At 67.0% G+C, this 26,586-nt stretch carries 24 protein-coding genes, 2 pseudogenes and 1 riboswitch; of the genes and pseudogenes, 15 read left to right on the top strand and 11 right to left on the bottom strand.

Annotated features, from left to right (window positions below; translation table 11 throughout):
• The first annotated feature begins 62 nt into the window (after positions 1 to 62).
• Positions 63 to 914: an alpha/beta fold hydrolase gene (locus ACTOQ1_RS24220; protein ID WP_440070309.1), complete on the top strand. Its 852-nt coding sequence runs from the start codon at positions 63 to 65 to the stop codon at positions 912 to 914.
• A 244-nt stretch (positions 915 to 1,158) separates the two neighbouring features.
• Here ACTOQ1_RS24220 and ACTOQ1_RS24225 read toward each other — a convergent pair whose 3' ends face one another.
• Together ACTOQ1_RS24225 and ACTOQ1_RS24230 are read right to left on the bottom strand one after the other, a co-directional pair.
• On the bottom strand, positions 1,159 to 2,544 hold the full coding sequence (locus tag ACTOQ1_RS24225; protein WP_440070310.1) for a WD40 repeat domain-containing protein: 1,386 nt from the start codon (positions 2,542 to 2,544) through the stop codon (positions 1,159 to 1,161).
• 154 nt (positions 2,545 to 2,698) lie between these two features.
• Positions 2,699 to 3,397 (bottom strand): cytidine deaminase, encoded by a 699-nt coding sequence (locus tag ACTOQ1_RS24230; protein WP_440070311.1) that lies wholly within the window; start codon positions 3,395 to 3,397, stop codon positions 2,699 to 2,701.
• A 783-nt stretch (positions 3,398 to 4,180) separates the two neighbouring features.
• Between ACTOQ1_RS24230 and ACTOQ1_RS24235 the strand changes: the two genes are divergently transcribed.
• The 5 genes from ACTOQ1_RS24235 (at position 4,181) to ACTOQ1_RS24255 (ending at position 11,556) form a co-directional block, all read left to right on the top strand.
• Positions 4,181 to 6,202 carry a nucleic acid/nucleotide deaminase domain-containing protein gene (locus ACTOQ1_RS24235; protein ID WP_440070312.1) on the top strand — a complete coding sequence of 674 codons (2,022 nt, stop codon included), beginning with the start codon at positions 4,181 to 4,183 and terminating at the stop codon, positions 6,200 to 6,202.
• A gap of 205 nt (positions 6,203 to 6,407) precedes the next feature.
• A riboswitch (S-adenosyl-L-homocysteine riboswitch) is annotated at positions 6,408 to 6,483 on the top strand.
• Positions 6,484 to 6,587: 104 nt separating this feature from the next.
• Positions 6,588 to 10,184, top strand: coding sequence for a methionine synthase (gene metH, locus ACTOQ1_RS24240; protein WP_440070313.1), 3,597 nt, complete (start codon positions 6,588 to 6,590; stop codon positions 10,182 to 10,184).
• 307 nt (positions 10,185 to 10,491) lie between these two features.
• Positions 10,492 to 10,716, top strand: a complete 225-nt coding sequence (locus ACTOQ1_RS24245; RefSeq protein ID WP_440070314.1) for a FitA-like ribbon-helix-helix domain-containing protein — start codon at positions 10,492 to 10,494, stop codon at positions 10,714 to 10,716.
• The gene (locus tag ACTOQ1_RS24250; RefSeq protein ID WP_440070315.1) at positions 10,713 to 11,126 is read left to right on the top strand and encodes a type II toxin-antitoxin system VapC family toxin; all 414 of its coding nucleotides are present in this window, start codon (positions 10,713 to 10,715) and stop codon (positions 11,124 to 11,126) included. The genes ACTOQ1_RS24245 and ACTOQ1_RS24250 overlap by 4 nt, the downstream gene beginning before the upstream one ends.
• A gap of 208 nt (positions 11,127 to 11,334) precedes the next feature.
• A complete protein-coding gene (locus ACTOQ1_RS24255) occupies positions 11,335 to 11,556 on the top strand; it encodes a vitamin B12 dependent-methionine synthase activation domain-containing protein (protein WP_440070383.1) in 222 nt (73 codons plus the stop codon).
• 485 nt (positions 11,557 to 12,041) lie between these two features.
• Here ACTOQ1_RS24255 and ACTOQ1_RS24260 read toward each other — a convergent pair whose 3' ends face one another.
• Together ACTOQ1_RS24260 and ACTOQ1_RS24265 are read right to left on the bottom strand one after the other, a co-directional pair.
• Positions 12,042 to 12,908, bottom strand: a complete 867-nt coding sequence (locus tag ACTOQ1_RS24260) for a hypothetical protein (protein WP_440070316.1) — start codon at positions 12,906 to 12,908, stop codon at positions 12,042 to 12,044.
• A gap of 62 nt (positions 12,909 to 12,970) precedes the next feature.
• A complete protein-coding gene (locus ACTOQ1_RS24265; protein ID WP_440070317.1) occupies positions 12,971 to 14,731 on the bottom strand; it encodes a DUF262 domain-containing protein in 1,761 nt (586 codons plus the stop codon).
• A 287-nt stretch (positions 14,732 to 15,018) separates the two neighbouring features.
• Between ACTOQ1_RS24265 and ACTOQ1_RS24270 the strand changes: the two genes are divergently transcribed.
• The gene (locus tag ACTOQ1_RS24270; RefSeq protein WP_440070387.1) at positions 15,019 to 15,159 is read left to right on the top strand and encodes a hypothetical protein; all 141 of its coding nucleotides are present in this window, start codon (positions 15,019 to 15,021) and stop codon (positions 15,157 to 15,159) included.
• Positions 15,160 to 15,317: 158 nt separating this feature from the next.
• On the opposite strand, the gene ACTOQ1_RS24275 is transcribed toward ACTOQ1_RS24270, so the two are convergent.
• Positions 15,318 to 15,734, bottom strand: a complete 417-nt coding sequence (locus tag ACTOQ1_RS24275) for a transposase (RefSeq protein WP_440070384.1) — start codon at positions 15,732 to 15,734, stop codon at positions 15,318 to 15,320.
• A 79-nt stretch (positions 15,735 to 15,813) separates the two neighbouring features.
• Between ACTOQ1_RS24275 and ACTOQ1_RS24280 the strand changes: the two genes are divergently transcribed.
• A complete protein-coding gene (locus ACTOQ1_RS24280; protein WP_440070388.1) occupies positions 15,814 to 16,059 on the top strand; it encodes a hypothetical protein in 246 nt (81 codons plus the stop codon).
• Between the two features lie 59 nt (positions 16,060 to 16,118).
• On the opposite strand, the pseudogene ACTOQ1_RS24285 reads toward ACTOQ1_RS24280, so the two are convergent.
• Positions 16,119 to 16,253, bottom strand: a pseudogene (locus ACTOQ1_RS24285) (IS1380 family transposase); the annotation flags it as partial.
• Here ACTOQ1_RS24285 and ACTOQ1_RS24290 point away from each other — a divergent pair.
• On the top strand, positions 16,252 to 16,746 hold the full coding sequence (locus ACTOQ1_RS24290; RefSeq protein ID WP_440070389.1) for a hypothetical protein: 495 nt from the start codon (positions 16,252 to 16,254) through the stop codon (positions 16,744 to 16,746). The pseudogene ACTOQ1_RS24285 and the gene ACTOQ1_RS24290 sit on opposite strands and share 2 nt — an antisense overlap.
• Positions 16,747 to 17,554: 808 nt before the next feature.
• Complete coding sequence (locus ACTOQ1_RS24295; protein ID WP_440070318.1) at positions 17,555 to 19,546, top strand: DUF6571 family protein; 1,992 nt, start codon at positions 17,555 to 17,557, stop codon at positions 19,544 to 19,546.
• Position 19,547: 1 nt separating this feature from the next.
• On the opposite strand, the gene ACTOQ1_RS24300 is transcribed toward ACTOQ1_RS24295, so the two are convergent.
• From ACTOQ1_RS24300 to ACTOQ1_RS24310, 3 genes are all read right to left on the bottom strand, one after another.
• Positions 19,548 to 19,991 (bottom strand): hypothetical protein, encoded by a 444-nt coding sequence (locus tag ACTOQ1_RS24300; RefSeq protein ID WP_440070319.1) that lies wholly within the window; start codon positions 19,989 to 19,991, stop codon positions 19,548 to 19,550.
• A 321-nt stretch (positions 19,992 to 20,312) separates the two neighbouring features.
• On the bottom strand, positions 20,313 to 20,720 hold the full coding sequence (locus ACTOQ1_RS24305) for an ATP-binding protein (protein WP_440070320.1): 408 nt from the start codon (positions 20,718 to 20,720) through the stop codon (positions 20,313 to 20,315).
• Positions 20,717 to 20,995 carry a hypothetical protein gene (locus ACTOQ1_RS24310; RefSeq protein ID WP_440070321.1) on the bottom strand — a complete coding sequence of 93 codons (279 nt, stop codon included), beginning with the start codon at positions 20,993 to 20,995 and terminating at the stop codon, positions 20,717 to 20,719. The genes ACTOQ1_RS24305 and ACTOQ1_RS24310 overlap by 4 nt, the downstream gene beginning before the upstream one ends.
• 216 nt (positions 20,996 to 21,211) lie before the next feature.
• On the opposite strand from ACTOQ1_RS24310, the gene ACTOQ1_RS24315 reads away from it, so the two are divergent.
• Genes ACTOQ1_RS24315 through ACTOQ1_RS24335 form a run of 5 tightly spaced genes read left to right on the top strand, consistent with a single transcriptional unit; the run spans position 21,212 to position 23,697 of the window.
• Positions 21,212 to 22,069: a helix-turn-helix domain-containing protein gene (locus tag ACTOQ1_RS24315; protein ID WP_440070322.1), complete on the top strand. Its 858-nt coding sequence runs from the start codon at positions 21,212 to 21,214 to the stop codon at positions 22,067 to 22,069.
• Between the two features lie 17 nt (positions 22,070 to 22,086).
• Entirely contained in the window at positions 22,087 to 22,305 is a 219-nt protein-coding gene (locus ACTOQ1_RS24320; protein ID WP_440070323.1) for a DUF397 domain-containing protein, read from the top strand.
• Positions 22,302 to 22,523, top strand: a complete 222-nt coding sequence (locus ACTOQ1_RS24325) for a hypothetical protein (RefSeq protein WP_440070324.1) — start codon at positions 22,302 to 22,304, stop codon at positions 22,521 to 22,523. Before ACTOQ1_RS24320 ends, ACTOQ1_RS24325 begins: the two co-directional genes overlap by 4 nt.
• A 9-nt stretch (positions 22,524 to 22,532) precedes the next feature.
• On the top strand, positions 22,533 to 23,264 hold the full coding sequence (locus ACTOQ1_RS24330) for a DUF433 domain-containing protein (protein WP_440070325.1): 732 nt from the start codon (positions 22,533 to 22,535) through the stop codon (positions 23,262 to 23,264).
• Positions 23,245 to 23,697 (top strand): hypothetical protein, encoded by a 453-nt coding sequence (locus ACTOQ1_RS24335; protein ID WP_440070326.1) that lies wholly within the window; start codon positions 23,245 to 23,247, stop codon positions 23,695 to 23,697. The genes ACTOQ1_RS24330 and ACTOQ1_RS24335 overlap by 20 nt, the downstream gene beginning before the upstream one ends.
• On the opposite strand, the pseudogene ACTOQ1_RS24340 reads toward ACTOQ1_RS24335, so the two are convergent.
• Positions 23,605 to 24,213 (bottom strand): annotated as a pseudogene (locus tag ACTOQ1_RS24340) (type I restriction enzyme endonuclease domain-containing protein); the annotation flags it as partial. The gene ACTOQ1_RS24335 and the pseudogene ACTOQ1_RS24340 overlap by 93 nt on opposite strands.
• Before the next feature lie 164 nt (positions 24,214 to 24,377).
• Positions 24,378 to 26,570 carry an MMPL family transporter gene (locus tag ACTOQ1_RS24345; protein WP_440070327.1) on the bottom strand — a complete coding sequence of 731 codons (2,193 nt, stop codon included), beginning with the start codon at positions 26,568 to 26,570 and terminating at the stop codon, positions 24,378 to 24,380.
• Between the last annotated feature and the right edge of the window lie 16 nt (positions 26,571 to 26,586).

Raw genomic sequence — 26,586 nt, forward strand, 5'->3', positions numbered from 1 at the left:
TGGACCGGAGATCGGGATCGTGGCGTGACGGCTTTCGGGGGCTGCGATGCGAGGATGGAGGGATGGCCAGTTTTACGTCATATGACGGGACCTTGCTCGTCTGTCATGAGCGCGGAGAAGGGCCGGCGCTGGTCTGCCTGCCGGGCGGGCCGGGGCGGTCCTCGCGATATCTGGGAGATCTCGGCGGTCTGGCGGCTCGGCGCCGGCTCCTCCTGCTGGACAATCGAGGAACCGGCGAATCCGCGGCGCCACTGGATCCGGACACGTATGCGATGGACCGCATGGTCGCGGATGTCGAGGCGCTGCGGGTGCGTCTGGGGTTCGAGCGGATGGACCTGCTCGGGCATTCGGCGGCCGGAGGGCTGGCGTTGCTCTACGCGGCCCGGTATCCCGAACGGACAGGGCACCTGGTGCTGGTCACACCGAGCGTGCACCCGGTGGGGATCGAGATAACCGATGAGCAGTGGTACGCCCAGATCGAGCGCCGAGCCGATGAGAGCTGGTACGAGAGCAGGCTGCCGGACCTCAAGGCGTGGGACGCGGGCGATGAGAGCCGGCGCCTGAGGGCGCAGCCGTTCTTCTACAGTCCTTGGAACGAGACCGCAGAAGCGCACGCCACACGGTTCGCCGAACGCTCGGCCGAGGCGGCGAAACGCTTCCACACCGACCTGCCCGCCGCCGAGAAGACCCGGGCGAGCCTGGCGAAGGTCACCACGCCGGTCCTGGTGATCGCGGGAGAGCGGGATCCAGGACCGTTGCCCGCGCACGCGGCCGAGCTGGCCGGGATCTTCCCGCGCGGGACCAGCATCGTGCTGCCCGGGGCTCACTACCCCTGGGTCACCGCTCCGGAAACCTTCGCCGAGGCGATCGAGAAATTCCTCGGCAGCCGGCCGACCGGCAGCGGCCGTCCATGAGATCCGGACGAGGAAATGAATCTACATCGTAAAGGCGTGGGGGTCGCACAACCCTTGCACCCCTCGGGCCGCTGTGACCGGACGCGGTACGGGGCCGAGTGACAACGTCACGTCGCAGCAGGCCAGGGGCGGGTTCGTTGGATTCCGCTCCGTCGCCACCGGCCCCCCGGAGCGCGGACGTCATCGGTGATCGATACGGCACCGCGCCGAGCTCGCGGAGCCGGGCGACCGCTTTGGCCGGTGGTCACCAGGCTGCTCGCAGCGAGCCGCCCTTCCCCGGATGCTCGTCGACCGTGATCGGCACCGAGGTGATCGCGCCGTCGGTGAGGCCGGCCCGGTAGGCGCGCCACTTGTGCACGTACAGCAGGTGCTCGCCGGTCCCGTCGACGCTGAAGCGCAGGGTCAGCGAGGCGCCGGGCGGCAATTCCGGCCGGGCCAGGACCTGCGCGGGCCCGCCCGCCAGGGGGACGCGTTCGACGGTGTGCCCGGACGAGTAGATCAGCGCGCTGCCGTCAGGGGTGTGGGCGACCGACTCGAGTGCGGACGGCGGGGCGCCCGTGGCGTTCATGACGATCCGGGACACGGCGTCGTCCGGGTCGGTGCCCAGGCGGGCGAGGTCGAGCAGGGCGATGGACCGGTGCCCCAGCACGTAGGCGAGCGAGCGGCCGTCCGGAGCCCAGGACAGGCCACTCACCCCCGGGTGCGTCGACGTCTTCCAGTCCAGGCGCCGGCCGGTGGCGACGTCGAGCACGGAGATCTTGGCGCCGCCGCCGATGAGCGGCGTGGCGTAGGCCAGCCGGGTGCCGTCGGGGCTGAGGGCGAGGTCATGGACAAGATCCAGGTAGTCGGGGTCGGTCTGCGTGATGGCCACCGGCTTCCCCGGTCGCCCGTCCTCACCGAGGCGTACCACGAAGAAGCGAATGCCGGAGTTCGTCGGCTCGGTCCAGCCGGCGATGGCGAACGTGCGGTTGTCCGGGGCGGCGTCCACGAGGTGCCAGGAACTCTCGATGCCGGGCGGCAGCGGGATGTTCGCGATGAACGCCCCGGTCTCGGCGTTGTGCACGGCGGGCGGCACCGGGGTGAGGACAGCGGTCTTGGACCTGCCGGGGAAGCGGGCGAGCGGGGTGCGCGCGGAGACGAAGAACCGCGGCGGGCCCGTCGCGGTCAGGGGTGCTCCGGTCGCCATGGGCTCGGCCAAGGAGGTCGCCATCGGGAACGGGTGCTCTGGAGCCGAGGTCAGCATGGGTGAGGGCGGTGAGACCGCGGTGAGTGACGGCAGTGGCGAGGGCGGCGGGACCGCGGTGAGTGACGGCAGTGGCGAGGGCGGCGGGACCGCGGTGAGTGACGGCAGTGGCGAGGGCGGCGGGACCGCGGTGAGTGACGGCAGTGGCGAGGGCGGCGGGACCGCGGTGAGTGACGGCAGTGGCGAGGGCGGCGGGACCGCGGTGAGTGACGGCAGTGGCGAGGGCGGCGGGACCGCGGTGAGCGACGGCGGTGGCGAGGACGCCGGGGGCCGGGTCGCGCTGACAGGCGGCACCCGGTCGGCGGCCGGATCGGCGCATCCGGCGGCCAGGACGGCGAGGGCAGCCAGGGCCATGCCCGCCAGCGCGGCGGACGTACGGGGAGACATACAGAGATCATCATACGGAGCGGCCTTCACGACCAGCGCGAGACATGATCGGTTGAGAACCGTGAGGGGTGACGGGGTGATCAGGCGGGCGGCCGGCGATCGGGCGAGGTGGGCCCTGGTCGTGCCGCACACGGCGGTGGCGTGGGCGCGCCGGTCAGGAGAAGTGGACCTCGGGGGCCGGCCAGGTCCCGTCCTCGGTGAACTGCGATCCCCAGTAGAACGGGTTCACCTCGCGAAGCGTGCGAGCGCTCCATCCCGTCACGCTGGAGTCGTCGGGCACACCGACCTGGACATCAGGCCCCCACAGGGCCAGACGCTCCTGGCAGATGCCACACGGAGGAAGGACGAGGACGCGCCCACGTCCGGGGTCCCGATATACGCACACAGAGGCGGTGACCTTCTTGTCGAGCGTATAAGCCTGGCAGATGGCGCCGGTCTCATGGCACAGGGACACTCCGCCGTTGAGGTTGTCCAGGCCGACGCTGGTGAGAATCCGCCCGTCCTCCAAGAAGACGGCCGCGGCACCACCGTGCTCCCCGGGGGGCCATCGCCGATCCATTTGCGCGATGGCCGCGTCGACAAGGGTCTGATCAAGCTGCATGGAGGAATGGTGGCAGATCAACCCGGTTCCGCCCATTGCCATGCCGCTCCCGATGAAGGTGCGCCTGCCGTTGCTCAGTTGCACCTCCTTGGACAGGTCTGTGGAGAACTGACCGTAGAACTCGGTCGTCGCGCCGGCGCCGCGGGCGAGCAGCGAGCGCAGGACCGCCACCGGGTCGGGTTCGGCCGTTCGGGCGTGGGCGGTGGTGGGAGCGGCGGTGACGAGGGCCAAGGCGATGACGAGGGGGTGCACGCCGTACATCCTGGTGGTGAGTGAAGATCACGTTCGGGTGGAGTGAACTTAGCGTGTGATCACGCCAATGGGCGCAAAGAGGCCCTTGCCGCCCGGCGCGGTGACCAACTCGTCGATGGGGATGCGCCGACGCCTGCTGCGGCGCCGAGACGCCGCTGTCAGCGCCGGGAACCTTGACGTGTTGCTCTGGGCGGGGTCCTGGGTGCGGGCCTTCAGCGTGCGGAAGAATGACGGCGAATCCTGAGCGTCGCGCCCGCGTATGAGGCTACGGGGTCGTAGGCGCCATCTGGATCGCCGATTTCTACAACATCCAACGACGCCACAGCGCCGCCGACGGGCTACCCCCGGTCGTCTACGAGCAGCGGATCACCGCCGCCGGAGCGGTCAGCACGGAGAGGCGTCAGCAACTCATCGCCGCATAGAAAAGTCTCCACGCTTTCAGGGATTGCCCGGCGCCGCGTCTTTCGTGCGGCGCTTCGGCATGGAGCCCCCGACGGGGCGCCGTTGATTCCGCTTCGTGCTTTCATGCTTTTTGCGCAATGCCTGCTCCCAGCAGGCAGGTCGCCGCCCCCGCGGAAGGATCCCGTCGTAAGACGGCGGGTGGCACGAGAACGGTCCGATGGGAAAGGGTCACATCCGGAGCAGGCCGCTCCCGTTATCGGATTAATGGGGTTAATTTCCACAAAAGAGCCGCCGAGGCTCTCCTGGCCTCCCCGGGAATGCCTATGTAAAATATCGATCATGCGCCTGGCGAGGACACGTTTTCTGGCAGGGATCGCATTCTTGACGATTTCGCTCACCGGGGTGACGGGGCCCGCCGCGCCGGCGGCGTCGAAGACGCGGACGGCCGATCCGTGTCCGCCCGGATACGTGCCGCCCCGTCTCGCCCAGCCCGGCGCCCCGGCCGCGCACATCCCTTACAGCAACCCCATCGCCCAGGTCGGCTTCTCCTACCGCGACATCATGGACCGCGACCCGGATCTCGGCCGTGACGTCGAACCGGATCTCGGCGACCACCGCAACGGCGCGTTCAACCCCTACCTCAACGTCGCGGTGGGATTCGTCGACGTGACCGGATGCGTCACCGACGAGTTCGACCGGAGATTCCTCCGGACGGTCGACGAGCTGCGCCGGGAGAACCCCGCCCTGCTCAAGGCGCTGAGGTTACCGCCCGAGGTCAAGGCGCTCCTCGTGGTGCCCCGGTTCAACGCCAACAAGACGCGCAAGGGCAAGAAGGGGCAGGTCGAGTGGATCGCGACCGCGATCGAGCACTCCGAGCAGCGCATCCTCAAGAGCCTCGCCCAGCGGGGCATCGACGAGGAACGACTGCTGGCCCTCTACACCGACCTCGCCCCGTGCAGCCCGAGGAGCGCGGACTGCAGGGCACGCCTGCTCCGCACGAACGCCGCCGTCTACCATTCCTTCGCCTCCCCCTTCGGTGATCTGCTGCCCGCGTTGAGAGAGGCTCTGGCCAACATGACGCGGGCCGACGTGCTCGCCACCGACCCGGACGCCCTGGCCGATGAGATCGCGGCGGGCCGGCGGTCGGTCCCGTCGATCTTCCAGCCACGTGACGACGCCTTCGGCGCCCCGCCGACCGGCGACGCGGATGACGCCGGCCTCGCCCGGGCCGCCGCCGACCCGAACGGCGGCATCGATTTCTCCTCCCTGGAGCTGCGCTACCTCGCCGACGCGGGCACCGACCGTCCCGACGGCGTCCGGTACGGCTTCACCAGGAAGACCGCGAAGGAAGCGGGGGACGGCGACCCGGACGCCGATCCGGCGACCGCGCTGCGGGTCACCCGGCAGGCGTCCGACGCCTTCTTCGTCTGGCTCGCGCTGCGGCCGTCGACGTTCACGGTGAACCTCAACCCCTCCGAGCCCGACCGGATCATCGACGCGGACCTGGGCAGGACCGACGCCGGCCGGATCCTGCTGGAGGCCGACTTCCGGATGAAGAAGACCGTGGCCAGGCTCATCCACCCGGACAGCGCGACCGGTAGACGGTACTGGAGGGCCAGCGACGGCACATGCCTGGTGTTCCGGCAGTGGATCGTGCCGGGCCCGGCCACCGTGCACGAGCACGGCGACGAGCTGTACATCCTCGACGCGCCGCTGCGGGTCAAGCTGGAGAACGAGTATCTCGCGGGCCGCGACCCCGGCCTGACCCTCCCCGAGGGTTGCGCGGGGCAGTCCGAGCGGCAGAGCAGGCAGTCGGAGCGGGTCTTCCGCGAGATGATCCTGTCCCGGGTGGAGAAGGCGGTCAACACCGCTCCCGAGTACGCGGCGCTGCGGCGCGTCTACCTCAGCCGCGTGGCCGCCGAGTGGTACCGCAAGCGCAGCCGTACGGCGAGCACGACCTTCACGCCCCTGATCGACAGCGGCGACATCGGCCCCTGGACCTCCCGCCAGGCGTGGAAACCGGTCGACGTCTTCGACGCCTACGTGCGCTCGTACAAGAACGGCGAGTTCAAGGTGACCCGTGACGTCGGTAGCTTCCGCTACTCCTACTTCTACGGCGGCATCGACTTCACCACCGTCTCCTACGGCACCGCGACCGAGGCGGACCTGCGCCGGAGATGGAGCACGTTGCCCGGCGCCCAGGGCGCCCGGTCGACGTGGCTGACCGGGGCGTCCCGGAGCGCGGAGAACCCGGCACGGGAGACGACACCGTTACGCGCGATGACCGTCATCGCCATGTGGGTGGGCTCGTTCGGTCTGGCCGTGGTCGTGGTGCTGGCCTACCACCGGCGCCGCCACCGTCCGCGCCCGCCCGTGCCCTACGGCCCGCCGAGAGGCGGATGACGACGACCGACCGGCGCTCGGCGCGACCCCGCGAGCGCCGAACCGATGTACCCCGGGTCCGGTGGAACCGGGGCGGTTCAGCCCGGGACGGGGAAAACGGCGATCTTCGCGCGAGGAGGGTCTCATGACGGTATTTGGACAGGATCTTTCCGGATTGTGGACCGTTGTTTGGCGTCTCGTTCCAACCCTCGGTATTCTCGATCTCAAGGCCGAGAGGCGCTGCAACGGGCTCAGGCCCGCCACGCTCGGCCTGGATCTTCCGGTAAGGGCGCCTCCCACGACGGGAGGCTGACCGGTGAACGGATCTTTGAAGCACGACGGGCACGACCTCGTACCCGGCGGTGATACGCGTCCCGGAAACGGCGCGCGAGAGGCAAAGGTCCGCGTGGAAGCCCTACGGGAGCTGCTGGGGCAGCGGATCCTGGTGCTCGACGGAGCCTGGGGCACGATGCTGCAGGGAGCCTCGCTCACCCCGGCCGACTACCGCGGCGACCGGTTCCTCGACCACCCGCGCGACGTGACCGGCGACCCCGACCTGCTGAACCTGACGCGTCCCGACGTCATCCTGGACATCCATCGGCAGTACCTCGCGGCCGGCGCGGACATCACCACCACCAACACCTTCACCGCCACGAGCATCGGCCAGGCCGACTACGGGACGGAGTCCCTGGTTCGGGAGATGAACGTGCGGGCCGCGCAGCTCGCGCGCCAGGCCGCCGACGAGGCGGGCGGGCGTTTCGTGGCCGGTTCGATCGGCCCGCTGAACGTCACGCTGTCGCTGTCCCCGCGCGTCGAGGACCCCGCCTACCGGGCGGTGTCGTTCGACGAGGTCCGCGCCACGTACGCCGAGCAGATCAGCGCGCTGGCCGAGGGCGGGGTCGACCTGCTGCTGATCGAGACGATCTTCGACACGCTCAACGCGAAGGCCGCGATCGCCGCCGCGCGCGAGGTCGCCCCGCACCTGCCGCTGTGGATCTCGGTGACGATCGTCGACCTGAGCGGGCGCACGCTGTCGGGACAGACCGTCGAGGCGTTCTGGAGCGCGATCCGCCACGCCGAGCCGCTCGTGGTCGGCGTGAACTGCGCGCTGGGCGCCAAGGAGGCGCGCCCGCACGTCGCCGAGCTGTCGCGCCTGGCCGGCACCTACGTCGCCTGCCACCCCAACGCGGGCCTGCCCAACGCGTTCGGCGGCTACGACGAGACCCCCGAGGAGACGGCGGCGCTGCTCGACGAGTTCGCCAGGTCGGGGATGGTCAACGTCGTCGGCGGGTGCTGCGGGACCTCGCCGGCGCACATCGAGCGGATCGCGGCCGCCGTGTCCGGCCAGCCGCCCCGCCAGATCCCGGCACCGGCCGCCCGCACCCGATTCAGCGGCCTGGAGCCCTTCGAGATCGGCCCGGACACCGGCTTCGTCATGATCGGCGAGCGCACCAACGTCACCGGCTCGGCGCGCTTCCGCCGCCTGATCGAGGGCGGCGACCACCAGGCGGCCGTCGACGTCGCGCTGGAGCAGGTACGCGGCGGCGCCAACCTGCTCGACGTCAACATGGACGCCGACCTGCTCGACAGCGTGCAGGCGATGACCACCTTCCTGAACCTGATCGCGACCGAGCCCGAGGTCGCCCGCATCCCGGTCATGATCGACAGCTCGCGGTGGAGCGTGCTGGAGGCCGGGCTCAAGTGCGTGCAGGGCAAGGGCGTCGTCAACTCGATCAGCCTCAAGGAGGGCGAGGACGCCTTCCTGGAGCAGGCCCGGATCATCCGCGACTACGGCGCGGGCGTGGTGGTGATGGCCTTCGACGAGCAGGGCCAGGCCGACACCGTCGAGCGCAAGGTGTCGATCTGCGCCCGCGCCTACGACCTGCTGACCCAGCGGGCCGGGTTCGCCCCCGAGGACATCGTGTTCGACCCCAACGTGCTCGCGGTCGCCACCGGCATCAGCGAGCACAACGGCTACGCCAAGGCGTTCATCGAGGCGCTGCCGCTCATCAAGGAGCGCTGCCCGGGGGCGCTGACCAGCGGCGGCATCTCCAACCTGTCGTTCTCCTTCCGCGGCAACGACGTCGTGCGCGAGGCGATGCACTCGGCGTTCCTGCTGCACGCGGTGCGCGCCGGGCTGGACATGGGCATCGTCAACGCCGGGCAGCTCGCGGTCTACCAGGACATCCCCGCCGACCTGCTCGAACTCGTCGAGGACGTCATCTTCGACCGGCGCGACGACGCCACCGACCGGCTCGTCGCCTTCGCGGAGACGGTGAGCGGATCGGGCACGCGCCGTGTCGTGGACCTGGCCTGGCGCGACGCCCCGGTGGAGGAGCGCCTGTCGTACGCGCTCGTGCACGGCATCGTCGACTTCATCGAGGCCGACACCGAGGAGGCCCGGCAGCAGAAGGCGCGCCCCCTGGAGGTGATCGAGGGGCCGCTCATGGACGGGATGAAGGTCGTGGGCGACCTGTTCGGGTCGGGGAAGATGTTCCTGCCGCAGGTGGTCAAGAGCGCGCGGGTGATGAAGCGCTCGGTCGCCTACCTGGAGCCCTACATGGAGGCCGAGAAGGAGCAGGCGCGGCTGGAGGGGCGCGTCGACACCGGCCGCGGCCAGGGCAAGGTGGTGCTCGCCACCGTCAAGGGCGACGTGCACGACATCGGCAAGAACATCGTGGGCGTCGTTCTCGGCTGCAACAACTACGAGGTCGTCGACCTGGGGGTGATGGTCCCCGCCTCGGTCATCCTGGACACCGCGGTCGCCGAGGGCGCCGACGTCATCGGGCTCTCCGGGCTGATCACCCCGTCGCTGGACGAGATGGTCACCGTCGCCGCCGAGATGCAGCGCCGCGGGCTGAAGCTGCCCCTGCTGGTCGGCGGCGCCACCACGTCGCGCCAGCACACCGCGGTCCGCATCGCCCCCGCCTACGACAACCCCACGGTCCACGTGCTCGACGCCTCCCGCGTCGTCGGCGTGGTCTCCGACCTGCTGGACGCCGACCGGGCCGAGGCGCTGGCCGTGAGCAACAGCGCCGACCAGGAGCGGCTGCGCGAGCAGTACGCGAACAAGCAGCGCACCCCGCTGCTCACCGTCGACCAGGCCCGCGCCAACCCCGAGAAGGTCTCCTTCGAGGACCTGCCGGTCCCCGCCTTCACCGGCGTCCGCGTCGTGGAGCCGGACCTGGAGACCCTCCGGGCGATGATCGACTGGCAGTTCCTCTTCCTGGCCTGGGAGCTGAAGGGCAAGTATCCGGCCATCCTCGACCAGCCGGTGGCCCGCGAGCTCTTCGACGACGCCAACACCATGCTCGACCAGATCATCGCCGAGGGGAGCTTCCAGGCCAAGGGCGCCTACGCGTACTGGCCCGCCCACTCCGAGGGCGACGACATCGTGCTTGAGCACGGTCTTCGGCTGCCGATGCTGCGCCAGCAGACGGCCAAGCCCGACGGCCGGCCCAACCGGTGCCTGGCGGACTACATCGCCCCGGCCGGGGACCACCTGGGCGGGTTCGCCGTGGCCGTGCACGGTGCCGAGGAGCTCGCGGCCCGCTACGAGGCCCAGAACGACGACTACCGGTCGATCATGGTGAAGGCCCTCGCCGACCGCCTGGCCGAGGCGTTCGCCGAGCACATCCACCTACAGGCGCGGCGCGGCTGGTTCGAGCCGGACGCCGATCCCCTCATCGAGGACCTGCACGCCGAGCGCTTCCGCGGCATCCGTCCCGCGCTCGGCTACCCCGCGAGCCCGGACCACAGCGAGAAGCGGGAGCTGTTCGAGCTGCTCGGCGCCGACAAGCTCGGGATGGGCCTGACCGAGTCCTTCGCGATGACCCCGGCCGCGAGCGTCAGCGGGCTGATCTTCGCCCACGAGTCGTCGAGGTACTTCACGGTGGGACGCCTCGGCAGGGACCAGGTCGAGGACTACGCCGTGCGCCGGGGCATGGACCTCGCCGAGGTCGAGCGCTGGCTGCGGCCCAACCTCGCCTACGACCCCAGCTGACCCTCCTACGGTACGGGGCCGCCTCCCGCCGGTGGCCCGACCGGCGGGAACACGGTTCGAACCGTTGACCGGCGGCGAAGGCCGGGGAGGGAAGCGGAGCGGGCGGTTACGTCGAGCGTTTGTCCGGCCGAGGGGGTGGTGGCCTGGCCTGCGATCATCGCTAAAAGTAATGAATTGACTACCAGGGGAGCGTGGTTGCGGGAAGATGAGCGCCGGAAAGGGCGTCCGGATCTCTTGAGAAACACGTCAAGGGTGTGACGGTAGTCGGCGCCGAAGTTGCATGCAGGCTGCATGCTAGCGTGGAAGGGTGGGAATCATTCAGATTCGAGATGTCCCGGAAGCGACCGAGCGGACGCTGAAGGCGCGAGCCGAACGCGAAGGGAAATCACTGACGGCCTACCTACGTGATCTGCTGAACGAGGAGGCGGCCACCCCGTCGTTGGACGAGGTGATGGCCAAGATCGCCGCTGACGAGCCGGCGCCGTACGACCCTGATTTCGTACGCGAGACGCTGCGTGAGGGCCGCCGGTGAGCCTGGTCGTGGACGCCTCGATCGTTTTCCGCCTGCTGGCCAATGTGAAGGGCGATGCCCTTCTCCGCCGGAGGCTGGCGCGCAAGGTGCACGCCCCGGCGTTGATCGATGTGGAGATCGCCTCGGTGGTGCGCGGACATGTGATCACCAGTAAGCCGGAAGTGCGGATCTCCGAGGCGCGAGGTCGGATCATGCTGGAGCGTTACGCCGAGCTCAGGATCGTCCGGCACCCGATGCTGCCTCTGCAGTCGCGGGTGCTGGAACTGCGCAACAATCTCACCGCCTACGACGGTATGTACGTGGCCCTCGCCGAACTGCTGGGAATACCGCTGCTGACCGACGACGCCAAGTTCGCCGGTGCCACGGGGCATCGGGCGGAGATCCACTGCTACGTGCCCCCGCTGCCGTGACCACGAAACGCCGTGACCACGAAACGCCGTGACCACGACCGGAGAAACTGCGAACGCGGGGCTTCCGATTGGAGGTTCTTGGCGCCACTCGCTCCTGCACCAGAGGACTCGCTCATCGCACTATGAAGCGATCCGGGTTCGGTGGAGGCTCTAGTCTGCCCTGGGCACCACCGGACAACTGCTTCCTGTATCGCTCAAGCTGTTCGGGCTGCTGGACGCCGACCGGCTCGGGATGGGCCTGACCGAGTCCTTCGCGATGACCCCGGCCGCGAGCGTGAGCGGGCTGATCTTCGCCCACGAGTCGTCGCGCTACTTCACCGTGGGGCGCCTCGGCAGGGACCAGGTCGAGGACTACGCCCTGCGCCGGGGCCTCGACCTCGCGGAGGTCGAGCGCTGGCTGCGCCCCAATCCGGCTTACGACCCCAGCTGATCCGAACCGGCTCTCCCGCATCGTGCGTGGGCGATGCGGGAGAGACAGTCTTATCCGGCCAGCCTGGTCAACGAATCCGTCTGGGATGTCGTGATCTTCTCGTTCTTGATCGGTCGGCTTCGGCACTTCGGTGGCGGTTACGGCGAGGTCGGCCGGGCTGTTGCGGAGATACGAGATGGGTGCGTCCCGGCGTCACCTGCCGGCCTCGTCGCCGTTCGTGCCGTCGGTGCTGGGCGAGCACGGGAGGCGTGGGGACGGCCTTGCAGACCAGACCGGCTCATTGGCCGGCTCGGCCGCTCTGGTCGCGGGCTACCGGCTCAGGCGTGGGGTGACCATGCGCCGGTTCAACCGCGAGTACATCGCGCCGACACTGGCGGCCCTTGCGCCGACAATGGGTCTACGACCGGCCTGCCGAAGTAATCAACGTTCACCGGAAGTCACGTCCGATCCCGTCCGAGCTTCTTCGGGGCAGGGGTCTCATCGTCCTACTGCTGCTCGTAGTTCGGGGACGTGTGGTCGGGTGGCGGCGACGGTGAGGTGGCTGTCGGCTGAGTTTTCTGGGGGGCATCCCATGACTCGGGTGGCGGGCCGAGGATCTTCCTCGCCGCCTTGATCACGAACCGTCCGAACAGGTGGTTCCCGCCTGCACCGATGCCGACCCCAATGAACAGAGGGACCTGCTTGCCGAGGACGAGCATGCCTTGCTTCACACCGTACTTGGTCACGAATCGCGGGCCGAGGATCCTGTTGGCCGCGTTGATCGTCGACATGGGAATCGACTGCACGATCTTCTTCCCCCAATAGGGCGCTGTGCGACCGATCAACGGTTCCAAGGCGGTGGTCGCGGCGGTGTTCCCCACGAGGACCGAAGTCACCAGAAACCTGCGTCGCTCGATGTCTTCGATATCCAAACCGTGGATCTCGGCGACTGACAGCGTGTACAGGACCGAGGACTCCAGGAACGTGAGCAGGTCGGCGAAGGCGACGGGAATCTGAGCCCATCCGTTCGGAACAATCGCCGCCGCGCCTGCGCCTGCGCCTGTGGTCGTGACAGCACCGAGATAGACCTTGTTGAGATAAGAGATGAGCTCTTCGGGAGACTTGCCAGGATGGACGCGACGGAGACGCGCGACGTTCTCGGCCGCCAACGAGTACTGAGCCTCCAGCGCCTTGCCGAGGCCCGCTTTCACAACGGCTTGGGGATCGAACTTCTTCTCTCCTTCCACGAGTCGAGTATGGCAGCGGGCTCCTTCCCGGTCTTCTGGTTGCTCAACTTTCCGACGGTCGCATGGATCGACCGGCCCGACCGCGACGACGCCACCGATGTCGACCCTGACCGAGAGGAACAGCATTTACGTTCCGTAATGAGTCACCGGCTCGAACCTGGCGGATCTGGGCTGGATGGCGGCGGAGATCACGACACTTCCGCCCCCAGAAGGGAGCTCAAACGGTCAGCCAGGCGCTGTTTGCGCTGGTCGTAGAAGACGAGGAAACCTGACAGGTCAGGCGGGAGAAGATCGAGGTCGTTCTGCGTCTTGTACTGCTCGCGGAACGGCTCGGACGGGAAGTGAGGTCCCGCCAGCCACTCCCAGGGCCACATGGCGCCCTTCTCGGTGTTGGGCAGGCCGAGGAGGAGCTGGAGGTTGGGCAGAGCATTGACACGGGAACAGTAAGCGTCCACCTGGTTGATGGGGACACCATGCTTGATCAAGGAGGTCTTGGTGAAGCGGGACTTGGGGAAGATGTGGTCCTCATGTATTTGCTGGGCCAGGTCGAGGCCGGGATAGAGCAGGGCAAGGGTGGGAAAAGTGCGGGGCTTGCCGTACTGCTGTTCGAGCAATTCGTCGATTTCTTCAGGGCTGAACGTGAGTGCTTTTCCGCGGGCGGCCATTGCGGACTCGACAGCGGTGACGGGGAAGGAGCCCGTCGAATCGCGGAGCACGACCTGGATGCCGCGAAGGAGGGTGTCGAGGCCGGAGCCCCAAACACCACGCTTGAGGAGGCTGCGGAACACCCAGCTGTGGATCGCCTTACGGTCGGCGGCGTGGGCCGACGCCGTGAGGTACCCGTCGGAGTGGTCTCGGGTGTGCAGGTAGTAGGCGATCGGGATGACGACGCTGTCGGCGGTCAGGTTCCGGGCGGAAAGGCCGAACGAGGCGAGTAGCCGCGCGGCCAGGAGCAGGCTCGTGCGGATGTCCTCCCAGCTATTCTCCAGGCGGCTCATGTTCTCCTGGGTGAAATTGGAGATCTTGAACTGGAAGTCCGGTGCCTCGGTGAGAAGGAGACCAGTTTTTAGTACGAGGTCCTTGCTGAACCCGAACTGGCCGGGACTATCGGCGAGATCGGCGACGAGCTCCCGCACTTCTTCGCGGGCGTCGCGTTCCGCCCACTGGTTGGTCGCCATGGACAGCAGCAGGTCCGAGTTGGATAGCTTGGTCCCGCCGCTGTTTACCCGCACGAAGATGTCGAGGACCCTGTCGGCATCCTGGGAAACCTCCTGGTAGGCGCTGATGGGGGTCTTGACCCGAACCGCGTCGTAAAGCGTGTAGAGGCACTTGAATGCTTTGATCGCGGATGTGCCGATGAGTCCTCGCTCGGTGAGTAAATTCATGATGGCCGGTCCGCCGTCCTCGAGATCGAGCACTTTGGAGACCCTGAACCAGGGACGTGCGCCGTCCGTCTCTTGGTCGGCTTCTTCGTCGGTGAGGAACCGGAGATCAAAGCGCAGGCCGAGTTCCTCGTCTCTCGGCTCGTTCAGCAGATTCAGATAGAGCCGCTTCTTTGGGTAGGCGTTCGGGTTGTCGGCCCGCTTACGCGGCATGCGTTCCGCGTGGCTGCCGTACAGCCCAATGTTAAGCGCGGTCAACCGCTGCTGCCCGTCCAGGACGGCCACCGCCTCGCTGTCCTTTGGCAGGTTCGCCTTGGATGCGTACGGGTTGTTCTTCTCGTGGTAGTTGGTCAGGAAGTCGTAGAAGGTGAACTCGCTGGCCTTTTCCTTCTCCAACTTCCACAGCAAGAGGGAGCCCAGCGGGTACCCCCGCATGAGGCTGTCGAACAGCGCCCGGATCTGATCGGTGCCCCAGACGAACTCCCTCTGAATCGCAGGAAGCACCCAAGCCTTCTTGTGGATGTTCGTCAGCGCGTCAGCGACGGTGATCTCGGGCAAGAAACCCATCTGGGTGTCCTTTGCTTTTGGGAGGTGACACAGTAAGGGCAACTCTAGATCTGTCCACCGACAGAACTCAAAGAACCGTCAGCCGTCAGGTTGAGTTTAAATCTGGGGAAAGCCAGATGTCCGCTAGAGGACCACTGAAGATATTGACGTGATGTCCCCCGGCTGGGCGGGGGCATAGCCGGGGTGTTCCTATACCGGGTCGCGTCCGAGATGCGTTGCAAAAGAGGACAAACGTAGGTTGCCGCGCTGAACCGACCACAGTTCGCACTGCGCAAGGACCTGCGCTCGTGGCACGCACACTACTGCTCGTTCAGGCGCTCCGCGCCGAGATCGATGCCTTGTTCATCGCGGGCCGTGACCTGATCGAGGTCATCGAGGACGTCGCCCGTCTCGGCCTCGATGACTCACGAGATGGCCGTCCCTCCTGATCGGCTTTGGCTGACGGAGGTTTCCGCCTGATCGTCCTGTTCTCTGCTGGCGGTCGGTACGGCAAGCCATCCGAGACGCTCGGGCAGGCGGCGATTCCACGGGCCGCGACAGGACTGCGGTTACTCCTCTCAGGATCGGCGGGGCACGTTCATGCTGGTCAGGTAGGTTCCGATAGGGCACACAGCCGCGTCCAGCAGGTCAGGAACGCCTCTTTCCATGGCCAGGTGGCGCTGATCCTCAGGATGCGTCGGCGGGCGTGTGAGACGAGCCGGGCGGGCAGGTGCCACAGGCAGTACCGCATCGTCTGCGGCTCGGCCCGGGCCAGCTCGGCGTCGTCGTGCAACCCCAGCAGGCGTGTCCAGGCGTCCAGGTCGGCGGCGAGGTTGGCGGCCAAGACCCAGCCGACGTTGACATTCCAGGTCGCCGACGGCAGGTTGCGCAGGCCCATGGCCGTGTTGGTGCGTACCCGGTCTTCGACATCGGCGTGGTCGCGGTGGACGGCGTCGATGAAGGCGAGCTGGTGGCTGCCGGCAATGCCGCGCAGGCCGCGGGGGCCGAGGTTGGTGGCGATGATCGCGTATTTCTAGCCGGTCTGTTTCTCCAGCGCGGTGAGCCGGGCCGCGTCGCGGGCGCAGGGTGGCCCGCTCGTCCAGGTGCGTCAGTTCGGCGACCTGGGCGTGCGCGTGGATCTCGCCGTCCTGGCGCAGTGCCGCCTGCCAGGCCGTTTCGGGGAGCTTGGCGATGGCGGTCTCGTCGACCTCGGTGATCTTCCAGCCCACGGTGAAGCGGACGGTGCGCCGGGCGGTGTCCAGCCCTTGCATGTGGCCGACCAGGTCATGCGTGGCGCCCGCGCCGTCGAGACGGATCCACAGCTTGGACCGGAAGGCCGCGGAATCTGAGCGATCGCTTCGGTCAGGACCCGCACGTGGTCGCGGGTAGTGTTGGAGCCAGCCGATCCGGTGCGCAGCAGCATCGCCAGGCATTCGCCGGTGTTGGCGCACCAGGCGGCCAGCGGATGGAACCCGTAGCCCTTCTTGAACGTGGCCGAGGCGCCTTCTTTGTCCGAATGCGCGGTGATCAGCGTGGCGTCCATGTCGATCACGATCCAGCCGCACAGCGTCTTTTTGGCCACGCGCAGCCAGGGGAAACCGGTGGCGGTGGCGGTGATCAGGTCCCATACGTGCCGTCGGATCCGGGCGCGCGCCCGGGCGATCCAGATCTGCAGCGGTTCAAAGGCGCCGACCGGTTCCAGCGCGCCGGATGGCGGAGTCCGACGGCGGTTTGCCGAACAGGTGCTCGTGGTGGGGCAGCAGGGCGATCTGCCGCATGCTTCTCGCTCCCAGCGCGATCGCGACCGCGAGTTGGACGAGCGCCACGCCCCGGTCCCATACCGTGGAGGGCGTCTGTCGGGCGAACACTGCGCCCAGCGCCGTGGTCAGTCCCGTCTGATCAGCGCATTTACGCAGGAGTATGGCTCCGGCGTGTCCGATGAGCCCTTTGCCGTCCCCGCGGACAGACAAGCGGCGGTCCCATGGCGTAGCGTTCACCCGAAAGGTGCATCCGTTCTCTGCGATCTCGTGATCTAGGCAATCCGATCATCGCAGGTCGGAGGCATTTTTCTCTATTAACGATCTTCATGACGAAATTCCGGCTGAATAGCCGAGGGTCATTCTGGACAGCAGAATCTGCGGCTGCGAACTACGCGATCGACTGAAGCGCTGGGATGTGCTCGACAGAGACCGTGCGGTGTGAGACACCGGTGAAGACGCCGCTGTCGAGGATAGGCATGGCTCATGCTCTGGACGTTGGTGAACATACTGTTCAATCGAGATCTGGCGGGCGACCCAGAACACGTGCGGTGCGCTCGCTGCGGGTACACTGCCGATCAGTTCGAGGCGCCGATGCGGACCAGGTCCTACTTCACCGTGTCGCGGGAACAACCTCCGGATGGCTACCGGATGCCACCGGAGTGGACGTGCCCGTCCTGCGGCCGGGCCGGTCCGCTGGAGGCCGGAGAGCTGCTGAGCAACGACACCGCTGTGCACTGCCGCCGTGCGTTCCTGTGCCGGTACTCCTGGGCGGTGCCGAGCACGGCGACCGTCGTGACCTGCCCGCGCTGCTACACGCGCCAATCCGGCCCTGCCAGATGACACCTCCGTTGACAGCAGCGACCCGTCTGGAAACGGAAACGAACCATGCGGCCGTACTGAGGATGAAATCTCGTCGTAACGGTGTTCTTGGGGCCGATTTTGGAGGGAGAGGGAGGGTGTTGCGCTTACAGCCTTCCGGGTTGCGTCGAAGCTCGATCGAGAAATTTGGTCCTTGATGTCGGTAATTACTAATTGATGAGAATTGTATAAGATTACATTTGTCTATAGTTGGATAATAGGGGATGTGATCAGGGGGATCATGGAGTCCACACCGCCGGGCACGGGGCCGCTGTCGCCGGACTTCGCCGGGCTCGATCCGGACCTGATGCAGGATTTCGTCTCCTCGCTGGAACGCAGCCGTGACGTGATCGACGAACAGTCCGAGCGGATCCGCCAGTTGCTGGTGAGAGCCGAGGTGTCGATGTCGGGACTGCAGCCGATCAGGCAGATCGCGGGCTGGATCGATGACGAGTTGCCAGGGCTGAGACGGCGCATGGAGATCGCCCGAGCGACCAATGCGTTGCCCTCATGGGGGAGGGGATCCCCGCTGATCGCCTTCGACGAGAATGCCTATCGTCCCCCTGGGGAGTCGCGGAGGCAGGGCACGGAGTTGGCCGCGCGGTTGATGGACATCGGCCCCGTCGGCTTCTGGACCCATCACGCCGACTCCGACGACTACGCCAAGGTTCTCAGGGAGTTGGAGGGCAACAAGAACGACGCCGACTTCACCGCGGCCTTCTTCGCCGCCCTCGGAACGGAGGGAGCCCTGAAGCTTCCCACGCTGTTTCGGGAGAACCTGCACACGGCGGACCTTCGGGCGACCGCCGCTCCGCCCGACCCCGACGACCCGCTCACCCGCACGCTGAGTCAAGCCTTTGGCAGCGCGGTCACCGGCGGGTCGCAGGTCCCGGGGTTCGCGAAGATCAAGGCCGCGGTGCAGAGCCCGGAGCCGGCGGATCGGCTCGGCGCCGAGCTCCTGCTGTCGGCGGGGGAGTTCCCCGCCGAGTGGCTGGCGGGGGTGGCGTCGGCATGGGGGATGGCGAACCCGCGCAAGGTCTCCACCGGGCTGATGTATGCGCTGGGGAACAACCCGTCAGCCGCACGGCTGGCGGTCGAGAAGGTGACCGGGCCGTACACGAAGGACCAGCAGAAACTGAAGGAGTACCTGAAGAAGCTCAACGAGCACGCCGGTGGCCTCTATATGAGCGACGACGGCAGGAGTGACGCCTTCGGGCGCATGCTCGCCGCGGCCTCCGGCGCCTATGACGAGCAGGACGGTGAGCACAGCAAGGAGGCGGCGGCGTTCGCCTTCGCGGTGATGACGACGATGGGGGACATCAAGCTGGGGGAGAAGGCGCGGGTACACATGGCGGAGATCGCCGGCGCCTACACCACGGAGATCACCGAAGGTGCCACCCTCGGCGACGGCAACATGACCGAGGCCAGCATGCTGAAACCGACGACCTCGGCACTGGGCCTGACGTCGGCGTTCACCCTGAGCCCGAAGGACACCTACGAGTTCTTCAAGACCTTCGCCGACACGGATGAGAACCTCACCCCGTTCCAGGAGGCGATGGGACGGTTCTCCCAGCGTTTGATTAATGACACCCTGGCGACGACCAAGCGGACCGGGAACATCGAGCCGCTGGAGCAGGCACTCAACGCCCTGGGCAACGTCCGGGGCTTTGAGGTGGCCGCAGCCGAGAAGGTCCGGGGCACCATGGACGTGGCCGATACGCAGGCCCAGAAGCTCCAAAGCTTTGTCATCGGCTCGACGCTGGGGGTGACCGGTCTTGGCGTGCCGGGCATGGCCGGTCAACTGACATGGCTGGCACTGAGCACGGGTTTCTCCGGTAAGGATGCCTTCCTGCCGGAGGGCCAGAAGCGGGTGGACAAGCTCGACAAGGCCGACGGGAACGCGACGCTCGGCCGCCAGCACGCCCTCGCGCAGGCGCTCATCGCCAACGGCTTCGCACCGAAGGTGACTCCCGCCGAGTATCAGGCGATCTGTCCGCCGGGCGTTGCCATCGCCGACGCCGAGGGCAACCTCAGGCCGTTCCCCGACCTGCTCAAACAGGGTGACAAGGGCCTGGTGGCCTTTGAGAAGTGGGCCGACGCCAACGGCATGGGCGGTGAGGACAAACTCTCGGTGGGAAGACTGTCCAACAGGATGACGAACTGGTTCGAGGGTGGGAACGGGCGAGGAAGGGAGCGCGCCGCCGTGTTTGACAGTTGAGTTACGAGACTGAAAGACACTCGGTCTCGCCTCGAACTTTGAACTGTCCGCTACCCGGTGACTCCAGGTGGATCACTGTGCCGAATTCCTTGTTGGTGAGTCGGATGGGAGCGTTGCCGGGATCTTCGACAATCCGGTAAGGGGCGATCGAGGAGAGCGCCCCCACCAGAAGCGTGTTGAGCCCATCCCCATCGATCTCTGTCGCGGGATCCTCACCGGTAACCGCGAAGGTCTGTTTCGCCCTGCCCTCGCCGCAGGGAATATTCCGCCCGCCTGGATCGGTGACCTTCACGTCCAGGGCGTGACTCTTTTTCATCAACTCGGTGACGTGGAGCTTCAGGGTCTCTCCGGCTTCGGCTGCGGTGGGCTCCTTTTCGGCGCAACCGGAAATCGACAATAAAACCACCGCACAAATCATGACGCCCTGCCGTACGAGACGTGCCATGAAGTCCTCCAGAGGCTGATCGATTTCCTGCTGGTTTCATGATGTCCAACGGATCGGCCCGGCGCCTCCACCTGAGTAGATGGATGCTCGCCGGGACGGTTCCTGGCTGGAGCGGAATCCCCAGTGCACGGGGAGCGGACTTAGATGGGAATCAAGTGCTCCGGCTGCTGTTGGAGCACGTGGAGACCGGGCGAGAGGAGGGGAATCCTGGTCGTCCTTCCAGGTATGTCGCTCGCCGCCGAGAGCATCTGGGGCATCGTGGTCGCCTGCCCATGTTGGTTTCGAACCACCATGAACCGGGAGGTCTGACCTTCGCAGTGGTCAGGTCTCGGAGAGTTGGAACCAGACCACCCGGCCGGTCGGAGTCTCGTACCAACCCCAGGAGGTGGACAGTTCCTGGACCAGCCAGAGACCGCGTCCACCGCCGCTGTCGGGGTCGAGGTCGAGGCAGATTCGGGGCGCCTGTCCGGTTGATCCGGCGTCGATGACGTCGATATGGAGCGTTCCATCATGGTTGGCGACGGCGACGGAGATCCGGCCGTCGGGGTGGCGGCCGGAGTCGGAGTGGCGTACCGCGTTGGTGAAGAGTTCGGTGACCAGCAGTAGTGCGTCGTCGGTCTGCTTGTGGTCGATGCGATCGAGCAGGTCGCGGATATAGCGGCGGGCCAGTGGGACGGACTCGACCTCGGCAGGGAGATCGGCCCGGCCCAGCGGCTCCGGCATCCTCATCGCGCCACCTCCAGGAGTCGCTCCGCCGCCATCCGCATCTTGCTCTGGCCCTGCCGGTCGTGGTTCGCACGGGTGGAGGTCCGCTCCCAGGTGAACACCGAGGTACGGCCCCGCTGCGCGGTGACGACTCTCGACCGCCCCGACGGCACGAAGATCTCTACGCTCGGCCGACGGCCGGGCGAGAGCCGGACCACGGAGTCGAACCCAAGATCATTTAACTCCCAGGCCAACTCCAGCAACTCACCACCCCACCCTTGAAGGTCACGAATCTTCATCTTCCTGCCATCCCTCCGTCGGTCCTGAAGTTGCTCGGCGTTGGACGTGATGGGTTTGCGGCTTACGCGGATTGAGCTGCAAAGCCTGCGACTGCGACGTACCATCACTCTCGGTGAGCGAGCACGTGCTAAATCTGCACCTGCAAGCGCTTTCGCACAACCAGTTAAAGATTCATTACGATGTGTGATCGAACAGGTGTCTTGGGAGGGAGACGCATGGCCAGCTTCTCGCCGACCGTCCGCCATCGACGATTGCTGCAAGAGTTGCGACAGCTCCGCACCGCGGCCAGCCTCAAGCAGGAGGAAGTGGCTGATCATCTGAACTGGTCGACGTCGAGGATGACCAAAGTGGAAGGCGGGACGCTGCGGATCTCCGTCAACGACGTCCGAGTCATGTTGCAGCTCTACGGACTCCGTGAGGGCGCTGAATATGACGCGCTCGTCCAACTGGCGAAACAAGCGAAGGAGCGAGGGTGGTGGCATGCCTACAGCGATGTGATCCCGCAGTGGTTCCAGGTCTACGTAGGGCTGGAAGCGGAGGCGTCGTCACTTCGTAACTACGAACCCGAACTCGTTCACGGGCTCTTCCAGACCGAAGATTACGCTCGCGCGATCTACCGGGCGGCACGGGTGACCGACGCACCCGACGAGATAGAGCGGCACGTCAGTTTGCGTATGGCCCGACAGGATGTCATCACCCGATCCGAGCAGCCCATGAACTTCTGGGCGATCGTGAACGAGGCCGCTCTGCGTCGCCGCGTCGGTGGTACCCGTGTCATGAAAGAGCAGCTCCAGCACCTCGCGGACATTTCGGCTCAGCCGAATGTGACCATCCAGGTCTTGCCCTATGTCATCGGCGCTCATGCGGCAATGCTCGGATCGTTCGCCATCCTGTCCTTCTCCGATGGAGCGAGTGAAGTCACCTACCTGGAGTACGTGACCGGCAGTCTCTATCTGGAGAAGACCGAAGAGGTTCAGGCATATACGCTGGCATATGACCATCTGCGTGCTTCAGCTCTCGATCCTCGGGATTCAATCGATATGATCGCGAAGATCACAAAGGAAGATCTATAAGTGTTGAAAGGGGCAAAGTGTCCTACGAAGAGATATCTCGGGCGGTCTGGCGAAAGAGCAGCCTTAGTGGTGGGAACGGTGGTAGTTGCGTCGAAGTGGCCTCTTTGAACGGAAGACGTGTAGGTGTTCGTGACAGCAAGGATCGGAGCGGGCCGGCGCTGATTTTCACCTCCACTGAGTGGCAGACCTTCATCAGCGGCATCAAGGGCGGTTCCTTTGAGGATCCGGCCGCTTGACGGTCTATCCGAGGGCACTGGCCATGGTCGCGGCTTGGACTGTCGAAGTGCTGTTTGTCGGCCGCACCGCTGTGAAGAGTGCCGTTCTCGAGAGGGACGGCAACATGCCTGCGGCAGGCTTCGGGGCGTACGTTATCGACTGGCAGGCTCGGGCGAGCGTCGGTGTCTTCAGGATGACATCCGTATTCCCCTGGAAGTTTCTGAAACGGCCGAGGTGAAGCCGCATAGTGCCTGACCTGCTCGGCGAGATTTGCGATGATGTCCGGGCAGAGGCTTGGATCACGGAATGGGGGAGGGATGAGGTGATGGCGTTTGACCCGAAGCTGGCGGCGGCGCTGTCGGGTGCCACGCTCCGCCAGCTCGCTCACTGGCGCAAGGCCGGCGTCAACCGTGGCGCGGTGCTGATCCCGGAAATCTCCAGCACCCGGCCTGTTCTCTACTCCTTCCGCGATGTGGTGGCGTTGCGGACCTGCGTCAAGCTGCGCAACGACGCCTCGCTGCAGAAGATCAGGCGGGCGCTCGACACCCTTCGCGGTGATTTGCCGGAGTACGATCACCTTTCGTCATACACTCTGGTCGCCGACGGCAGCAGCATCTACCTGGCTGAATCCGACCAGGCGGTCGACCTGGTACGCAGGAAGGCCAACGTGGTCATCCACGAGATGGTTGACGTCCTGCAGCCGTTCTACCGTGACGGCAGGCACATCCCGCCGCTGCTAAGGCCTCGCGCGCATGTGACAGTGGATTCGGGGGTTCGCGGCGGGGTGCCGATGATCGAGGGCACCCGCGTCCCCTATGACGAGGTCGCCGCTCTCCTTCGAGACGGGCTCCCCCCGGAGCGGATCTCCGAGTACTACCCGAGCGTCACCCCTACGGCGGCCCTGGATGCCGCCGACTTCGCCGACTACGTCAACAGCTACGATCCCCCCACGGAATCACGTGAGGCTGCTGCTGGATGAGAACGTTTCCCGGCCGCTCCACCAGGCCATCATCGCCTTCGTTCTGGGGCATGAGATCATCCATCTGCTGGATCTCGACCGCTGGTCCGGGACCCGGGACGAAAACCTCTACCCCCGAGCGGTGGCCGAGGGATTCCACGTCATCCTGACCAACGACGCCCGGCAGATGCAGCGCCCCCGGGAGGTCGAGGCGATCGCCGCTTCCGGGCTGCACCGGATCGAGTACCCACACAAGCACCCCGGCATGATCGGAATCGGCCCGGCGATCGCCACCGTCGCCGCCGGACTGCCCGCTGCCTTGAATCTCCTCACCGAGGCGGACGGGCAGCGCCTGGTGACCTTACGCGGCATCGACCCGACCCCGGCCAGTCGCCTGCGCGTCGTCGATCCCGCTGCCACTCCGCCCAAGTATTGGCCGAAGTCGCAGGAATGACACTTTGATCGAATGGGCCGATCCGTGGCGGAACACGCATCCGTCATTGTTCATTGGGGTTGCCAGCTCACTTCTGGGGACAAGCTTGGCGTCGCTCCGGCGGGGCAGCCAGAGCGATTTTCGTGGATCCGGTGAAGAGCGGATCATGAGGTCTTCGAGCTTCTCGGCGAAGCTCTCCCGACGGATGATGTTGTGCCGGGTCGCCTCACGCATCTTTTGCTCGATCAACCGGCGTAGCGCCTCGGCCGTCAGGTGCGGGGTCTCGGTGTTCTGGAGTTCGCGTAAATGTTCACCGTTGAGGTTGGTGATGTCGAGGTTTCCCAGGCCGGCCTCGGCGTACAGGTCGGTGATCGTGTCGGCGTCGACGACGGAGGCCGCGAGCTGGGAAAGGTAGACGTTGACCTCCGAGGCCAACGGCTTGCCACTGGCCTCGCGGTCTGCGGCGTCCAGCTTCACCATCCAGGCGCGTACCTCTCGGAAGAAGGCGATGTCGTTGCGCCAAGAGGTGAGATTGAGACGCGGCCCGCACCCCGGACAGGCCCGCGCTCACCCGCTCCAGGATCTGGTCGCGTGCGGCGTCGCCGAGTAGCGCGAGCCCGTCGTGGAGCAGATCTGGGCCCGCGACCTCACCTGAACCCCGGGCGCGTCCGGGCGGACGCGAACAACCGGGCGCGCACGGATCACTCGCTCGGCCCGATCCGCGCGTGCAGCCGCCGCAGGGGGCCGGGCGCCCACCAGTTGGCCCGGCCCGCGAGCCGCATGAAGGCCGGCACCATGATCGCCCGGATGATCGTGGCATCCACCAGGATCGCCACCGCCATCCCGACGCCGAGCATCTGCACGAAGGAGACGCCCGCGGTGACATAGGCCGCGAAGGAGATCGCCAGGATCGCACCGGCGGCGGTGATCAGCGGAGCACTGCGCTGGAGCCCTGCCGTGACGGCGGCGACGGTGTCGCCCGTGCGGTCGTACTCTTCCTTGATCCGCGACAGCAGGAACACCTCATAGTCCATCGAGAGCCCGTACCCGATGCAGAACATCAGGATGGGAATGCTCGGATCGAGGGTGCCCGTCGCGGTGAAGCCGAGCAGGCCCGACAGGTTCCCATCCTGGTAGATCCACACGAGCGCGCCCAGCATCACCGACAGGCTCAGCAGGTTGAGCACCGTGGCCTTCAACGGGATCAGCAGGCTTCCCGTCATCAGGAACAGGATGACGAACGTCACCACGAGGATCAGCCCGAGCAGCAGCGGGAGCCGGTCCACCACCGCCTGCCGGTAGTCGCCGAGCTCTGCTGGGTAGCCGCCGACCAGCACCTCGAACGGCGCCGCCTGCGCCCGCACGTCCCGCACCAGGCCCACCGGATCGCGCTCCATCAGCTCCGCGGTCGGCACCACGGACAGCCAGGTCCCCTCGTCGCCCTGGAACCGCCCGGGATCGCCGTCGCCGACCCGCTGCCCCTCGGCATAGGATCCCGCCGCCGAGTCCACCTGGGCGACCCCGGGCAGCCGCGACAGCGCGGCCGCGTAGCCGGGCACCCCCGCCGCGTCGGCGGCCCCGGCGGAGACGACCTGCAGCGCGTCGCTCTCCTCCGCGGGGAACTCCGCCCGGATCACCTCGGAGGTCTGCCGCGCCGGCGCCGAGGTGGGCAGGATGCGATCGTCCGCGACGCCGAAGTTCAGCCCGAGGAAGGGCGAGCCGAGCAGCAGGAGCACCGCCGTCGCCACTCCGCCGAAGATCAGCGGCTTGCGCATGACGCGCGTGGCCAGGCCGCGCCAGAACGTGCCGTTCTCCTCCTTCGTACGGCGGGGCAGCACCCGGTCACCGATCGCGGCGAGCACCGCGGGCAGGACGATCATGGCACCGACCACCCCCCCGATGACCACCGCGATCCCCGCGTAGCCGAAGGACCGGAAGAAGTCGAAGGGCATCAGCAGCAGCACCGCGAGCGAGGCCGCCACGGTCACCCCACTGAAGATCACCGTACGGCCTGCCTTCTCGACGCTTCTGGCGACCGCCTCGTGCCGGTCATGGCCCAGCCGTACCTCCTCGCGGAACCGCGAGACTATGAACAGCGCGTAGTCGATGCCGAGGCCGAGGCCGAGCGCCAGCGTCAGGTTGAGCGCGAAGGTGGAGACATCGGAGTAGAGCAGCGGCAGGCGGATCAGAGCCAGCGAGACCACCATCACGAAGACGCCCAGCACGATGGGCACCACGGCCGCCACCAGGCGGCGCAGGAAGATCCAGAGCAGTATGAACACCAGGGGAAAGATCACCATCTCGGCCCGCACGAAGTCCTGCCTGGCCAGCGGGACGGTCTGGCGGTAGACCTCCTCCCCGCCGCCCGCCTGAACGGTGATCGTGTCGTCGCCTCGGGTCACCTCGGGGATGATTCGCGGCAGGATCTGTCCCCTGACCAGGTCGGCGTCCCCCGGGATGCGCGCGAGCACGAGCGCGTGCGCGCGGTTCTCGCTGCGCAGCGTCGCGGGGGTGCCCCGCGACCAGTAGGAGGCGGCCTCGGCCACGCCGTCGAAGGCGGCCAGCCGGCTCGTCAGCTCCCGGCCGGCGGCGGCCACGGCGGGGTCGTCCACGTTCCCGCCCCTGGCGGTGACGAGCAGGACGAGGTCGGCACTACCCGTGCCGAACCGCTCGGCCAGCTCGTTCTGCGCCTGGTCGGACTCCGAGCCCGGCGCGTCGTAGCGGGCGAGGGACAGCCCGCTCACGGTACCGGCCGCCAGCGTGCCCATGACGACCGTGCCGAGCAGGGCCAGGATCATCACCAGGCGGCGGCGCCGTACCAGCAGGTAGCCGAGGCGGCGCAGCGGGGGCACCGGCGGCGCGGCCGGCGGAGGGGCATGGGTGCGGACGGTCATCTTGATCAACCCCGAA

It is taken from the genome of Streptosporangium sp. OZ121 (assembly GCF_051918885.1).
GTDB lineage: Bacteria > Actinomycetota > Actinomycetes > Streptosporangiales > Streptosporangiaceae > Streptosporangium.